We start from the raw sequence: 14646 nt of genomic DNA, 5'->3' as shown, positions 1-14646 counted from the left end.
CGTCCACCGGTGTTTTGCAGGGTTCTCGCCCGGCTCGTTCCCTAGACTCGATCCGTGACCACGAGCCAGACCGACCCGATGATCGGCCGTCTCATCGACGGCCGCTATCAGGTGCGCTCGCGGATCGCCCGAGGCGGCATGGCCACGGTGTACCTCGCGACCGACCTGCGCCTCGAGCGCCGCGTCGCGATCAAGATCATGCACGGCCACCTCGCCGACGACTCCACGTTCAAGAGCCGCTTCGTGCAGGAGGCCCGCTCGGCCGCACGGCTTGCACATCCCAACGTGGTCAACGTCTTCGATCAGGGCCAGGACTCGGACATGGCCTACCTGGTCATGGAGTACCTGCCCGGCATCACCCTGCGCGACCTGCTCAAGGACTACGGCAAGCTGACGCCCGAGCAGACCATCGACATCATGGAGGCGGTGCTCGCCGGCCTCGCCGCGGCGCACAAGGCGGGCATCGTCCACCGCGACCTCAAGCCGGAGAACGTGCTGCTCGCCGACGACGGGCGCATCAAGATCGGCGACTTCGGGCTCGCCCGTGCGGCCAGCGCCAACACGGCCACCGGCCAGGCGCTGCTCGGCACGATCGCGTACCTCTCCCCCGAGCTCGTCACCCGCGGCGTCGCCGACGCCCGAAGCGACATCTACGCGCTCGGCATCATGATGTACGAGATGCTCACCGGCCAGCAGCCCTTCCAGGGCGAGCAGCCGATGCAGATCGCCTACCAGCACGCGAACGACGCCGTGCCGGCGCCGAGCAGCAAGAACCCGGCCGTGCCCGCCGAGCTGGATGAGCTCGTCCTCTGGGCGACGGAGAAGGACCCGGACCGTCGACCCCGCGACGCGCGCGAGATGCTCGATCGCCTGCTGGAGGCCGAGAAGGCGCTCCGCGGCGAGGCCGTTCTGCAGCCGACGATGGTGCTGCCGCCCGCGTACGAGATCGACCAGGGCGACACCCAGATCATCAACCCGGCGATCCGCCAGCAGGTCGCGTCCAGCACGCCGGCCGCGGCGACGACCCTCACCACCGCCGCTGCCAAGCGCCGCTCGAAGGGCTGGTGGCTGTTCGCTCTCGTCCTCGTGCTCGCCGGCGTCGCAGCCGGCACCGGCTGGTACTTCGGGGCGGGCCCTGGTTCGCTGGTCGCCATCCCGAACGTCGTCAACAAGGCGCCGGATGCGGCGGTGTCGCAGCTGCAGAAGCTCGGCTTCAAGACGGCGCAGGCACCCGAGTACAGCACGACCGTCGCGGCCGGGATGGTGTCGAGCACCGACCCGGGAGCCGGCGTGCCCGCGGGGCGCGGCAGCACGGTGACGCTGCGCGTCTCGCAGGGGCCGAAGCCCGTGACCATCCCGCCGCTCGCCGGCACGACGATCGACACCGCCAAGAGCGCCATCACCGGCGTCGGGGCGAAGGTCGGCACGGTCGCCGAGCAGTTCGATGCCAAGGTGCCCGCCAACACCGTCATCTCGGCGACCCGCGCCGACAACGGCGCGGACATCTCCGGCGGCGGCAACTACTTCGAGGCCGCGTCGGTGAACCTCGTCGTGTCGGTCGGTGCGATCCCGGATGTCGCCGGCAAGTCCGTGGAGGACGCCTCGGCCATCCTGAGCAAGGTCAAGCTCCTCACCTCCGCCGGCCCGCAGAGCTACAGCGACACGGTCGAGGAGGGCGACGTGATCTCCGCGCAGCCGCAGCACGAGCCCGTGCGCCCCGGCGACACGCTGCTGCTGGAGACGTCGAAGGGGCCGGAGCCCGTCACGATCCCGGATGTCGCCGGCAAGACCTGGGATGTGGCCAAGAAGGCGCTCACCGACGCCGGCTTCAAGCTCAAGTACAGCGCCATCGCCGACGTCGCACCGAACGCGTTCGTCGTGTCGAAGGTGTCGCCGGCCGGCGGGACCCAGGCGCCCAAGGGCTCCACCATCACGGTCAACTTCGCCGGGTTCTGAGCGACCGACGCCGCAACCGGCGCGGTCTGCCGCGCTGACCCGTGTCGGAACGGAGGAGATACCGCTCCGCCGCGCCCGTCAACGCAGAAAACGGAGGAGCACCGCGGCCGTGGGGCCGTGGGCTCCTCCGTTTCTGTGGAGGGTGCTGCGAGCTGGTGTCAGCGGCCCGCGGCCGAGAGCTCCTCGGCGACCAGGAAGGCCAGCTCCAGCGACTGCTGGTGATTCAGACGGGGGTCGCAGAGCGACTCGTAGCGGGTCGCCAGCGTCTCCTCGTCGATGTGCTCGGAACCGCCCAGGCACTCGGTCACGTCGTCGCCGGTGAGCTCCACGTGGATGCCGCCCGGGTTGGTGCCGGCAGCGCGGTGCGCCTCGAAGAAGCCCTTCACCTCGTCGACGATGTCGTCGAACCGGCGCGTCTTGTAGCCGGTCGGCGTGGTGAGACCGTTGCCGTGCATCGGGTCGGTGACCCACAGCGGCTTCGCGTCCGACCGCTTGATCGCCTCGAGCAGCGGCGGGAGGGCATCCCGGATCTTGCCGGCGCCCATCCGGGTGATGAAGGTCAGGCGGCCGGGCTCGCGCTCGGGGTCCAGCTTGTCGATCAGGCGCAGCATGTCGTCGCGGGAGGTGGTCGGCCCGAGCTTCACGCCGATCGGGTTGCGCACGCGGGACAGGAAGTCGACGTGCGCGCCGTCGAGCTCGCGCGTCCGCTCGCCGATCCAGACGAAGTGCGCCGACGTGTTGTACGGAGTGCCGGTGCGGGAGTCGATGCGCGTCATCGGCCGCTCGTAGTCCATGAGCAGCGCCTCGTGGCTGGAGTAGAACTCCACCCGCGTGAGCTCGTCGAAGTCGGCGCCCGCCGCCTCCATGAACTTGATGGCGCGATCGATCTCGCGTGCGAGGCCCTCGTAGCGCTGGTTGGCCGGGTTCGCGGCGAAGCCGCGGTTCCAGCTGTGCACCTGGCGCAGGTCGGCGAAACCACCCTGGGTGAAAGCGCGGATGAGGTTCAGCGTGGATGCGGCGGTGTGGTACCCCTGCACCAGCCGGCGCGGATCGGCCTGGCGCGACTCGGGCGTGAAGTCGTAGCCGTTGACGATGTCGCCGCGGTACGCCGGCAGCGTGACGCCGTTGCGCGTCTCTGTGTCGCTGGAGCGCGGCTTGGCGAACTGCCCGGCCATGCGGCCCATCTTGATGACGGGCACGGAGGCGCCGTAGGTGAGAACGACGGCCATCTGCAGCACCGTCTTGACGCGGTTGCGGATGGCGTCGGCGGTCGCTCCGGCGAACGTCTCGGCGCAGTCGCCGCCCTGCAGCAGGAATGCCTTACCCTCGGCGGCCCGGGCCAGCCGCGTCCGCAACTGGTCGACCTCGCCGGCGAACACCAGCGGCGGAAGGGTGGCGATCTCGGCGGACGCGGCGGCGGCCGCCTCCGGGTCCGGCCAGGCCGGCTGCTGCTTGATCGGGAGAGTGCGCCAATACTCCAGGCCCTCGATCACGGACTCGTCAGGTCGCACGACGGGCTCTGTGGTCTGTAGCACTGGTCTTCCGCTCACTCGGGGTTTGGATGGGATATCCGAGCCTATCGCGAAAGCCGATGCGGCCGTCCTACTGTGACAGCGTCGCCCGCTTCTCCTTGACCGTGCTGGCGTAGACATCGACGTATTCCTGGTCGCCGAGGCGCTGCAGCTCGTACATGATCTCGTCGGTGACGGAGCGCAGGATGAAGCGGTCGCCCTCCATCCCGTCGAACCGGGAGAAGTCGAGCGGCTCCCCCACGATGATGCCGATGCGCCCGATCTTCGGGAGCCGCTTGCCGATCGGCATGATCTTGGCCGTATCCACCATCGCGACGGGGACGACCGGGACGCCGGCCTCCAGGATCATCCGCGCGACGCCCGTTCGGCCGCGGTACAGCTTGCCGTCCGGGCTGCGGGTGCCCTCCGGGTAGATGCCGAGGATCTCGCCACGAGCGAGTACGGCGAGCCCGGTGTTGAGCGACGCCTCCGACGCCTTGCCGCCGGAGCGGTCGATGGGCAGCTGGCCGGTGGCGTTCATGAACGCCTTGGTCGCCCATCCCTTCAGGCCCCTGCGGGTGAAGTAGTCGCTCTTGGCGAGGAAGGACACGTGCCGGTCGACCTCGAGCGGCAGGAAGATCGAGTCGATGAACGACAGATGGTTGCTCGCGAGGATGACCGGTCCGTCGGTGGGGATGTTCTCGAGGCCGACGACCCACGGCCGGAAGATACCGCGCAGCAGCGGTCCCACGATCACGTACTTCATCAGCCAGTAGAACATCGAACCGAAGCCTATCCCCGCGCTGCCCCTAGAGCGAGGATGCGTGCAGTCGCGCCAGGTCGGCCGCTCCGACCACCCCGGCGTCGTTCACCAGCTCGGCGATCGCGAACTCGGGCTCCGGGTGGAAGCCGCGGGCGGGCAGGTTCTCCAGATACGCCAGCCGGATGGGCTCCAGCAGCAGCTCGCCGGCCTGGGCGACGCCGCCGCCGAAGACGAAGAGCTGCGGGTCGAGGATGGCGCCGAGGCTCGCGCACGCCTGCCCGAGCCAGTCGCCGAGCTGGCGGAGAGCGGCGAGCGCGCCCGGGTCGCCCGCAGTGATCAGGGCGCTGATGTCGTTCCCGGTGAGCGCGCCGGTCCGGCTGCGCACATCCGCGAGTCCCTGGCCGATCCCGCCCGCATCCGCGAGCTCGTTCGCCATGCGCTGCAGGGCGCGGCCGGAGCCGTACTGCTCGATGCAGCCGTGCGCGCCGCAGCCGCAGGGAAGCCCTCCGGGTACGACGCGCATGTGGCCGATCTCGGCTCCCGCGCCGAAGCCGCCGCGGAACAGGCGGTCGTTGCTGACGATCGCACCCCCCACACCGGTTCCGATGGTGAGGACCACCATGTCGGAGACCAGCCGGCCCGCGCCGTAGCGGAACTCCGCCCAGCCGGCCGCGTTGGCGTCGTTCTCGATGATCACGGGGATGTCGAGACGCTCCTCGAGCTTCTCCCGGAAGGGCTCGTGGCGCCAGTTGATGTTCGGCGCGTAGTAGACGGTCGACTGAGCGGCGTCGATGAAGCCGGCGGCGGCGACTCCCGCACCGGCGATCTCCTCGGGGCCGTCGCTGAGGCGCTGGATCATCGCGACGACCGCGTTCTCGATCTCCTCCGGACGCGTCGCGTCGGTGGGGACGCGATCCTCCCGGACGATCGTCCCGAGCTCGTCGACGAGGGCTCCGGCGATCTTGGTCCCTCCGATGTCGATGCCGATGGCGTGCACGTGGGGCCTTCCTGGAGGGATGGTGAGAGGGAGGGGCGGTCGGGCCGGGTCTCGGGCGAGCCGTGGCGGGACCATCTAGAGTGTAATCAACCGAATCGCCCCGAGCCATTCGGCCGCACGCCCGCCCACCGGTATCGAGGGAGCTACCGTGAAACAGATCCTTACCCCCGCGATCGTCCCTGCTGACCCGGACGCCAACGCCACCGACCTGCTCGTCGACCGCGTTGCGCAGACGCCGGACCAGCCGCTGTTCAGCCTCCCGGATGGCGACGGCTGGCGCGACGTCTCGGCGGCGGAGTTCCACCGCCAGGTGATCGCACTCGCCAAGGGCCTGGTCGCCGCCGGCATCGAGCCCGGCGACAAGATCGGGCTGATGTCGAAGACCCGATACGAGTGGACTCTCATCGACTTCGCCGTGTGGTTCGCCGGCGCGGTGCTCGTTCCGATCTACGAGACGTCCTCCCCCACCCAGATCCAGTGGAACATGTCCGACTCCGGCGCGATGGCGGTGTTCCTGGAGAACGCCGAGATGCACGCGCGCTTCGACGAGGTGCACCCCGAGCTCCCCGACATCCGCACCGTCTGGCAGCTGCACCTCGGCGACCTCGACAAGCTCGCCGCCGCGGGCGTCGACGTGCCCGACGAGGAGATCGAGCGTCGCCGCCGCATCGCCAAGGGCTCCGACATCGGCACGCTGATCTACACCTCCGGTTCGACCGGACGGCCGAAGGGATGCGTCCTCACGCACTCGAACTTCGTCGAGCTCTCGCGCAACTCGGCCGAGGCGCTCAAGCAGGTCGTGCAGCAGCCGGGTGGCGCATCCACTCTGCTCTTCATCACCACCGCGCACGTCTTCGCCCGCTTCATCGCCGTGCTCTGCGTCACCGGCGGCGTGAAGGTCGGCCACCAGGCCGACACCAAGCAGCTGCTGCCTGCGCTGGCGAGCTTCAAGCCGACGTTCCTGCTGGCGGTGCCGCGCGTTTTCGAGAAGGTCTACAACTCGGCCGAGCAGAAGGCGGAGTCCGGTGGCCGCGGCAAGATCTTCCGTGCCGCCGCGGAGGTCGCGGTCGAGCACTCGAAGGCCGTCGAGGCGGGCTCGGTGCCGTTCGGACTGAAGCTCAAGTTCGCCCTTTACGACCGGCTCGTGTATTCGAAGCTCCGTGCCGCGATGGGCGGCCGCGTGAAGTTCGCGGTTTCGGGCTCCGCACCGCTCGGCTCGCACCTCGGCCACTTCTACCACAGCCTCGGCATCAAGGTCCTGGAGGGATACGGGCTCACCGAGACCACGGCGCCCGCGACCGTGAACCGGCCGGACACGTTCCGGATCGGCACGGTCGGACCGGCGCTCCCGGGCGTCGACCTGCGTCTCGCCGACGACGGCGAGATCGAGGTGCGCGGCATCAACGTCTTCAAGGAGTACTGGAAGAACCCGGAGGCGACGGCCGCGGCGTTCGACGACGGCTGGTTCAAGACCGGCGACCTCGGTTCGTTCGACGAGGACGGCTTCCTCACGATCACGGGGCGCAAGAAGGAGATCATCGTCACGGCCGGTGGCAAGAACGTCTCCCCCGCCGCGCTCGAGGACCCCATCCGCTCGAACCCGCTCGTGAGCCAGGTGATCGTGGTGGGCGACCAGAAGCCGTTCATCTCCGCCCTCATCACCCTCGACACCGAGATGCTGCCCACGTGGCTCGCCAACAACGGCGAGGACAAGGACATGACCCTCGCCGAGGCGTCGGTCAATCCGGCCGTCCACGCCGAGATCCAGCGCGCCATCGACCACGCCAACGCCGGCGTCTCGCGCGCCGAGAGCGTCCGCAAGTTCGTGGTGCTCGCGACGGAGCTGAGCGAGGCGAGCGGCCACCTGACGCCCAAGATGAGTATCAAGCGCAACGTCATCCTCGCCGACTTCGCGGACGTGATCGACGGCATCTACAGCGACAACCCCCGCACCGAGGGCTTCTCCCTCGCCCACTGACCCGACCGTCTCGTTCACGATTTGCGCCAAATCTCGGTTTTCGGCGTCGCAATACCGAGATTTGGCGCAAATCGTTGGAGGCGTTGGACGAATGCGGCGCGGTCGGCGAAGAGGTCGTCGGCGGTGACCCTGAGCACCCGCCAGCCTGCCGCCACGAGAAGGTCGTGACGTTTGATGTCGAGGAACCACTGGCGCCTCTCGACCCGGTGTCCGTCTCCGTCGTACTCGAACGCGATGCGCTGGTCGGGAAGTGCAAGGTCCGGGTGCAGGACCCGGCCGTCGGCAACCAGGACGGGCTCGTTCACCCTGAGGCCCGTGATGCCGAGCTCCTCCAGGAACAGGCGCAGCAAGCTCTCCGGGCGGGAGTCGGTTCCGAACCGGATGCGGGACAGAGCCCAGGCGCGCGCCTTGCCTCCTTTCGTCCGGCGAACGCGGGCGGATGTCTCCGCCAACTGATCGATCGTGACGATCGGAGGGCGGTTTCGCGCGCCGACGAGATGGTCGCCGGCAGCGACGAGATCGCTCGGCCCGAGCATCCCGGAGAGCTGGCACCAAACATGAGCGGGCATGGACACCGGAAGGCCGCTAACGTCCATCCCTTCGATCTCTCGCAGACTGTGCCCGGTCACCCCTCGACCGTGCGGGGCTGTGCGTGGAGAGAGCACCGACACGTGCAAGGGGCGACGAGGCGCATCAGCCGGCAACGGGATGCCGAGGAGTTCAGCGGCCGTGGTGTGACTGAAGAACGCATGCATCGGCATGACGCGCAGGTACGCCCGACACAGCTCCTGCAGCTCACCTGGACCATACGACAGATTCACGCCGTGAAACGGATGGTGGATGTCGCCGGCGCGCAAGCGCAACGCGTCGACGCCGTGCCGCTGTGCCTGCGACAGAGTGAAAGGGACACCGACGAGCGGTCGTGGGAGGGGTGGTGGGGTTCGCATCCCGTCATCATGGCGAACACGCCCGCCGCAGGACCCTGCAGCCCGCCGATCTGTGGACAGCGCGCGTTCTCCACAGCCGCGCCGCGGATCGAGATTTGCGCCAAATCGCGGTTTTGACGCCCCCATAACCGAGATTTGGCGCAAATCTCAGGAAGGGCGGATGCGACGGCGGGTCAGACCTCGTCGCGCCAGGAGTGGGTGGGGGCGTAGCCGAGGACGCGGCGGGCCTTGTCGATCGACAGGAGGGTGTCGTTGACGCCGAGCTCGCGCTTCAGCGGCACACCGGGGAACACCTCGGCGACGAGCTCGTCGTTGGGGCGGCTCATCACGGTGTCAGCGGCGGCGATGATGAAGCGGTCGAAACCGGTCGTGTCCCACTCCAGCGCGCGGCGGATGGCCTGGGCGCCGTCCCGCGCGTCGATGTAGCCCCACAGGTTCCACTTGCGCGCCCACGGGTCGTCGTCGAACGCCGGGAACGCCGCGTAGTCCTCCGGGTCCATCACGTTCGAGAAGCGCAGCGCCACGATCTTCAGCGCAGGATCCCAGCGCACCAGCTCGATCGCCATCTGCTCCTCAAGGTGCTTCACCAGCGAGTAGGTGCTCTCCGGCCGGGCCGGGTAGTCCTCGTCGACGGGGATGTACGGCGGCGGCACGTCGAACGGCAGGCCCAGCACGGTCTCGCTCGACGCGTACACGACATTCCGGATGCCTGCGCGGCGCGCGGCCTGGAACACGTTGTACGTGACCCGGATGTTGTTGTGGAACGTAGCGACGTCGCTCAGGATGCCCGGCGCCGGGATGGCCGCCAGGTGCACGATCGCGTCGAAGCCGTCGTGCTTGTCGTTGACGCCGAAGATCGCATCCACCGTCTGCCCGTAGTCGGTGAGGTCGACGCGGACGAAACCAGGACCACGCTCCCCCGCCGCGTCGAGGGAGACGACGACGTCTCCCGACTTCCGCAGCTCGCGCACGACAGTGCGTCCGAGCTTGCCCGATCCTCCGGTGACCGCGATTCGCATGCGGCCAGTCTACGAGTGCCGCGGGCGGCGAGGCGTCAGAACCAGTCCGACTCGCGGACCTGCTTCATCGCCTCGCGGCGGCTCTCCTTGTCCAGCCGGTCGAGGTAGAGCTTGCCGTCGAGGTGGTCGGTCTCGTGCTGCAGGGCCTGCGCGAGCACACCGGTGCCGGAGACCTCGATCTCGTTGCCGTCGAGGTCGATGCCCGTCACCCGGGCGAACGGGTAGCGCAGCGTCTTGAACCAGAGACCGGGCACCGAGAGGCAGCCCTCGTCCATCAGCTCCGGCTCCCCCGACACCTCGACGAGCACGGGATTGATGACGTACCCGACCTTCCCGTCGACGTTGTAGCTGAACGCGCGCTCGTTGACGCCGATCTGCGGAGCTGCGACGCCGGCGCGGCCCGGCGGGAGCACGCTGTCCACCAGGTCCTCGACCAGCCCCCGCACGCCGTCGTCGATCTCGCCGATCGGATCGGACGGGGTCTTCAGGACGGGGTCGCCGAACAGGCGGATCTGACGCTCGGTCACAGGTGCTCCTCGGTGGATCGGGCGGACGGTCGGGATGCTCAGTCGCGCTCCGCGGGCAGGCCCTCGACGACGAGAGCGGCCAGCGTGCGGGCCGAGAGGCGGGTCAGCGGCTTGAGGTCCTTCCACGACACCACCGAGCCGGCGGCCAGCTGCGGGTCGTACGGGACACGGACGATCTCGCGGACGCGCGAGCGGAAGTGCGCCTCGATCTCCTCCAGCTTCACCAGGTTCGTGGCGTGCGTGGCGGTGTTCAGCGCGACGACGGCGTTGCGGACGAGTTCGCCGTAGCCGTTCGCCTCCAGCCAGGTGAGCGTCTCGGAGGCCAGGCGCGCCTCATCCACACTGCCGCCGGACACGATGACGAGCGAATCCGCCCGCTGCAGAGTCGCGCGCATGACCGAGTGGACGATGCCGGTTCCGCAGTCGGTGAGCACGATCGAGTAGAACCGTGCGGAGAGGTCGGCGACGACGTTGTAGTCGTTCTCGTCGAACGCCTCCGAGAGCATGGGGTCGGTGTCGGACGCGAGGATGTCGAGCCGCGTCTCGTCGCGCGAGACCAGTGCCGAGAAGTCGGTGAAGCCGCCGATGCTCGCGGCCTTGTGCACTACGTCCCGCACGGTGGAACGCGTCTGGCGCGGAACCCGCTCCGACAGCGTCCCGCGGTCCGGGTTCGCGTCGATGGCGATGATGCGGTCCTCGCGGGCCGACGCCAGCGCCATCCCGAGCAGCGTGGTGACCGTGGTCTTGCCCACGCCGCCCTTACGGGTCAGCACGGGTACGAAACGTGCGCCGCCCTCGAAGTGCTTCTGGATGCGGTGGTCGAGCTCTTTGCGCGCCCGCACCTTGGCCGAGTCGCCCAGGTTCACGGTGCGGAAGGTGACGTTGTAGACGAAGCGCTGCCACGGTCCCTCCGGGCCGGGACGCGTCTTGCGGTTGACCTCGAGGAGGCGGTCCGCGGTCAGCATCGCGGCGGGCTCGGGCTGCCCCGACTGCTCGCCGCGGAGCCGATCGCGGCGGGAGCCGGCGAACGCATCGGACGCGGACAGCGGGGGCACGTCGGCGGCGGGAGCCGATGCACCCTCCGGAGGCTCGGGCGTCGACGCGAGACGCGAGGCGACGATGGCGACCGACATGGTGGTCGGCTCGGCGGGCGAGGCGACGAATCCCGGGTCGACCGGGACCTCGTCGATCGCGACGGCGGCCTCGTCCTCCGGGATCTCGCGCGGCGGCGTCGGCGGGAGGTCGACGGCGATGCTCAGCGTCGATTCGACATCCAGCGTCGGCTCGCGCGACGACGTCGGCTCGAACGAGCGCGCGGGCGTCAGCTCGTCATCCGCGGGCACGAGGTCGCGCGGGGCGCGCTCCTCGGGCGCGTCGGCGTCGGACCTGTCAGCCACGTCGTCTCGTCCTCCTTCTGCCGCGGGAGTGTCCCGCCGACTCGTCATTGTAGGCCGCCCCGGGCCGGGGCGGCCGATCAGCGCCCGCTCAGGCGGGCTGGATCACCACGAGCAGGTCGCCCGCGTCGACCTGCTGGGTCTTCGGGATGGCGAGCCGCTCGATGGTCCCGGCGATCGGAGCCGTGATGGCGGCCTCCATCTTCATCGCCTCGATCGAGGCGACCGCCTGGCCCGCGGCGACCGTGTCGCCGACCGCGACCTGGAGGGTGACGACGCCGGAGAACGGCGCGGCCACCTGGCCCGGGTTCGCGGAATCGGCCTTCTCGGCCGCCTTCGTCTCGACGACGATGCTGCGGTCGCGCACGAACACCGGCCGCAACTGGCCGTTGAGCGTGGTCATGACCGTGCGCATGCCCTTCTCGTCCGCCTCGCCGATGGCCTCCAGACCAACGTACAGGCGCACGCCGCGGCTGAACTCGATGACGTGCTCCGAGCCCTGCTTGAGCCCGTACAGGTAGTCGAGCGTGTCGACGACGGAGAGGTCGCCGAAGAGCTCGCGCATCTGCTCGTAGATGCGGGTGGGAGCCGGGAACAGCAGGCGGTTGAGGGTCGCGCGACGCTCCTCGCTCGACCCCTCGAGCGCGCTGCGGTCGTCGGCCGAGAGGTCCTCGACGCCGACCTTGACCGTCTTGCCCGCGAGCACCTTCGTGCGGAACGGCTCCGGCCATCCACCCGGCAGTTCGCCCAGCTCGCCCGCCATGAAGCCGACCACCGAGTCCGGGATGTCGTAGTTCTGCGGGTTCTCGGCGAAGTCGTCCGGGTCCGCCTTGACCGCTGCGAGGTGCAGGGCCAGGTCGCCGACGACCTTCGAGGACGGCGTCACCTTCGGGATGCGGCCCAGGATGCGGTTGGCCGCCGCGTACATGTCCTCGACGAGCTCGAAGTCCTCCGCGAGGCCCAGCGCCTTCGCCTGCTGACGCAGGTTGGAGAGCTGACCGCCGGGGATCTCGTGCTTGTATACGCGGCCGGTGGGGCCGGGCAGACCCGACTCGAACGGGCGGTAGACCTGGCGCACGGCCTCCCAGTACGGCTCGAGGTCCTCGACCGCGGTGAGGGAGATGCCGGTGTCGCGCTCGGTGTGGGCGAGGGCGGCCACCAGGGCGGAGGCGCTCGGCTGGCTGGTGGTTCCGGCCATGGGGGCGCTGGCCACATCCACCGCGTCCGCACCCGCGCGCGAGGCGGCGAGCAGCGTGGCGAGCTGGCCGCCGGGGGTGTCGTGGGTGTGCACGTGGACCGGGAGGTCGAACCGCTCGCGGAAGGCGGCCACGAGCTCCTCGGCGGCCGACGGGCGCAGCAGTCCGGCCATGTCCTTGATGGCGAGGATGTGGGCGCCCGACTCGACGATCTGCTCGGCGAGGCGGAGGTAGTAGTCCAGCGTGTACAGGTCTTCCGCCGGGTCGAGCAGGTCGCCGGTGTAGCAGACCGCCACCTCGGCGATCGCGGAGCCCGTTGCGAGCACGGACTCGATGGCCGGGCGCATCTGCGACACGTCGTTGAGGGCGTCGAAGATGCGGAAGATGTCCACACCGGTCGCGGCGGCCTCCTGCACGAAGGCGTCGGTCACCTGCGTCGGGTAGGGCGTGTACCCGACGGTGTTGCGACCGCGCAGCAGCATCTGGATGTTGATGTTCGGCAGTGCCTCGCGGAGCGTTGCGAGACGCTCCCACGGGTCCTCGCCGAGGAAGCGGAGCGCGACGTCGTAGGTCGCGCCGCCCCAGGCCTCCACCGAGAGGAGCTCCGGCGTCATCCGGGCGACATAGGGGGCGACGGCGACCAGGTCGCGGGTGCGGACGCGCGTGGCCAGCAGCGACTGGTGCGCGTCGCGGAAGGTGGTCTCCGTGACCGCGAGCGCCTTCTGCGCACGCAGGGCCTCCGCGAATCCGGCCGGGCCGAGCTCGAGCAGGCGCTGGCGCGAGCCCGCGGGGGCCGGCGCACTCAGGTCGACCTTCGGCAGCTTCTCCGCCGGGTCGGCGCTGAGCGGGCGCGGGCCGTTGGGCTGGTTCACCGTGACATCGGCGAGCCAGTTGAGCACCTTCGTGCCGCGGTCCTTCGACGCACGGCCCTTGAACAACTCCGGGCGCTCCTCGATGAAGGAGGTGGAGACGTTGCCGGCGATGAAGTCCGGGTCCTCCATGACCGCCTGCAGGAACGGGATGTTCGTGGCGACACCGCGCACGCGGAACTCGGCCAGCGCGCGGCGAGCACGCAGCACGGCGGCCGGGAAGTCGCGTCCGCGGCAGATGAGCTTCGCCAGCATGGAGTCGAAGTGCGGGCTGATCTGCGCGCCCGGGTTGATCGTGCCGCCGTCGAGGCGGATGCCCGCACCGCCCGGAGAGCGGTAGGTCGTGATCTTGCCGGTGTCGGGGCGGAAGCCGGCCGTCGGGTCCTCCGTGGTGATGCGGCACTGCAGCGCCGCGCCCCGGATCTGGACCGTGTCCTGGCTGAGGCCCAGGTCGGCCAGCGTCTCGCCCGCCGCGATGCGGATCTGCGACTGGACGAGGTCGACGTCGGTGATCTCCTCGGTGACCGTGTGCTCCACCTGGATGCGCGGGTTCATCTCGATGAACACGTGCTGTCCGGCGCGCTCGCCCGCGGTGTCGAGCAGGAACTCCACCGTTCCCGCGTTCTCGTAGCCGATGGAGCGGGCGAACGCGACGGCGTCGCGGTACAGCGACTGACGGATGTCCTCCGACAGGTTCGGCGCCGGAGCGATCTCGACGACCTTCTGGTGGCGGCGCTGCACCGAGCAGTCGCGCTCGAACAGGTGCATCGTCTCGCCCGTGCCGTCGGCGAGGATCTGCACTTCGATGTGACGCGGGCGGAGCACGGCCTGCTCCAGGAACATCGTGGGGTCGCCGAAGGCGCTGCCCGCCTCGCGCATGGCCTCCTCGAGCGCCGGACGCAGCTCGTCCTTGCTGCTGACGCGGCGCATCCCGCGGCCACCGCCACCGGCGACCGCCTTCGCGAAGATGGGGAAGCCGATCGCGTCGGCGCCCGCGAGAAGTTCGTCGATGTCGCGCGACGGCGGGGTGGACTTGAGGACGGGGACGCCCGCGGCGATCGCGTGCTCCTTCGCCGTGACCTTGTTTCCGGCCATCTCGAGCACGGAGGCGGACGGGCCGATGAAGGTGATGCCGGCGGCGCGAGCCGCCTCGGCCAGGTCCGGGTTCTCGGACAGGAAGCCGTAGCCGGGGTAGATGGCGTCCGCGCCGGACTCCTTCGCGACGCGGATGATCTCGTCCACATCCAGGTAGGCGCGGACCGGGTGGCCCGGCTCGCCGATCTGGTAGGCCTCGTCAGCCTTCAAGCGGTGCATCGAGTTGCGATCTTCGTACGGGAAGACGGCGACCGTTTCGGCGCCGAGCTCGTACGCGGCCCGGAAGGCTCGGATGGCGATTTCACCGCGGTTGGCAACGAGGATCTTTCGGAACATGGGGACCTTTCGAGCAGGGGTCGACACCACACAGCAAACGGTTAGGTTCTCTAAGACT

At 69.5% G+C, this 14646-nt stretch carries 10 protein-coding genes; 2 read left to right on the top strand and 8 right to left on the bottom strand.

The features are described 5' to 3' along the window. Window positions 1-54 precede the first annotated feature (54 nt). Window positions 55-1956 carry a Stk1 family PASTA domain-containing Ser/Thr kinase gene (gene pknB / locus BLR91_RS06335; RefSeq protein WP_089876317.1) on the top strand — a complete coding sequence of 634 codons (1902 nt, stop codon included), beginning with the start codon at window positions 55-57 and terminating at the stop codon, window positions 1954-1956. 158 nt (window positions 1957-2114) lie between these two features. On the opposite strand, the gene BLR91_RS06330 is transcribed toward pknB, so the two are convergent. The 3 genes from BLR91_RS06330 to BLR91_RS06320 all read right to left on the bottom strand — a co-directional run bounded on the left by BLR91_RS06330 (window position 2115) and on the right by BLR91_RS06320 (window position 5227). After that, window positions 2115-3449, bottom strand: coding sequence for a class II 3-deoxy-7-phosphoheptulonate synthase (locus BLR91_RS06330; RefSeq protein WP_020077360.1), 1335 nt, complete (start codon window positions 3447-3449; stop codon window positions 2115-2117). Window positions 3450-3558: 109 nt separating this feature from the next. Further along, window positions 3559-4248, bottom strand: coding sequence for a lysophospholipid acyltransferase family protein (locus BLR91_RS06325; protein WP_018191385.1), 690 nt, complete (start codon window positions 4246-4248; stop codon window positions 3559-3561). Window positions 4249-4276: 28 nt separating this feature from the next. After that, window positions 4277-5227: an ROK family glucokinase gene (locus BLR91_RS06320; protein WP_020077359.1), complete on the bottom strand. Its 951-nt coding sequence runs from the start codon at window positions 5225-5227 to the stop codon at window positions 4277-4279. Between the two features lie 148 nt (window positions 5228-5375). On the opposite strand from BLR91_RS06320, the gene BLR91_RS06315 reads away from it, so the two are divergent. Next, window positions 5376-7205, top strand: a complete 1830-nt coding sequence (locus BLR91_RS06315; protein ID WP_089876320.1) for an AMP-dependent synthetase/ligase — start codon at window positions 5376-5378, stop codon at window positions 7203-7205. A gap of 14 nt (window positions 7206-7219) precedes the next feature. Here the strand turns inward: BLR91_RS06315 and BLR91_RS06310 are convergent, their stop codons facing one another. The 5 genes from BLR91_RS06310 to BLR91_RS06290 all read right to left on the bottom strand — a co-directional run bounded on the left by BLR91_RS06310 (window position 7220) and on the right by BLR91_RS06290 (window position 14588). Beyond that, complete coding sequence (locus BLR91_RS06310; RefSeq protein ID WP_157694657.1) at window positions 7220-8152, bottom strand: endonuclease domain-containing protein; 933 nt, start codon at window positions 8150-8152, stop codon at window positions 7220-7222. A 173-nt stretch (window positions 8153-8325) separates the two neighbouring features. Beyond that, window positions 8326-9171 (bottom strand): NAD-dependent epimerase/dehydratase family protein, encoded by an 846-nt coding sequence (locus BLR91_RS06305; protein ID WP_089876324.1) that lies wholly within the window; start codon window positions 9169-9171, stop codon window positions 8326-8328. Window positions 9172-9206: 35 nt separating this feature from the next. Continuing rightward, window positions 9207-9698 carry a peptide deformylase gene (gene def, locus BLR91_RS06300; protein ID WP_018191390.1) on the bottom strand — a complete coding sequence of 164 codons (492 nt, stop codon included), beginning with the start codon at window positions 9696-9698 and terminating at the stop codon, window positions 9207-9209. Between the two features lie 38 nt (window positions 9699-9736). Continuing rightward, on the bottom strand, window positions 9737-11095 hold the full coding sequence (locus tag BLR91_RS06295; protein WP_089876326.1) for a MinD/ParA family ATP-binding protein: 1359 nt from the start codon (window positions 11093-11095) through the stop codon (window positions 9737-9739). 88 nt (window positions 11096-11183) lie between these two features. Beyond that, a complete protein-coding gene (locus BLR91_RS06290; protein ID WP_089876328.1) occupies window positions 11184-14588 on the bottom strand; it encodes a pyruvate carboxylase in 3405 nt (1134 codons plus the stop codon). Window positions 14589-14646: the final 58 nt, after the last annotated feature.

The sequence above is a fragment of the Leifsonia sp. 466MF genome, from assembly GCF_900100265.1.
Classification (GTDB): Bacteria; Actinomycetota; Actinomycetes; order Actinomycetales; family Microbacteriaceae; genus Leifsonia.
Note: the sequence above shows the minus strand (reverse complement) of the source record. Positions and strands in the feature narration are given on the sequence as shown.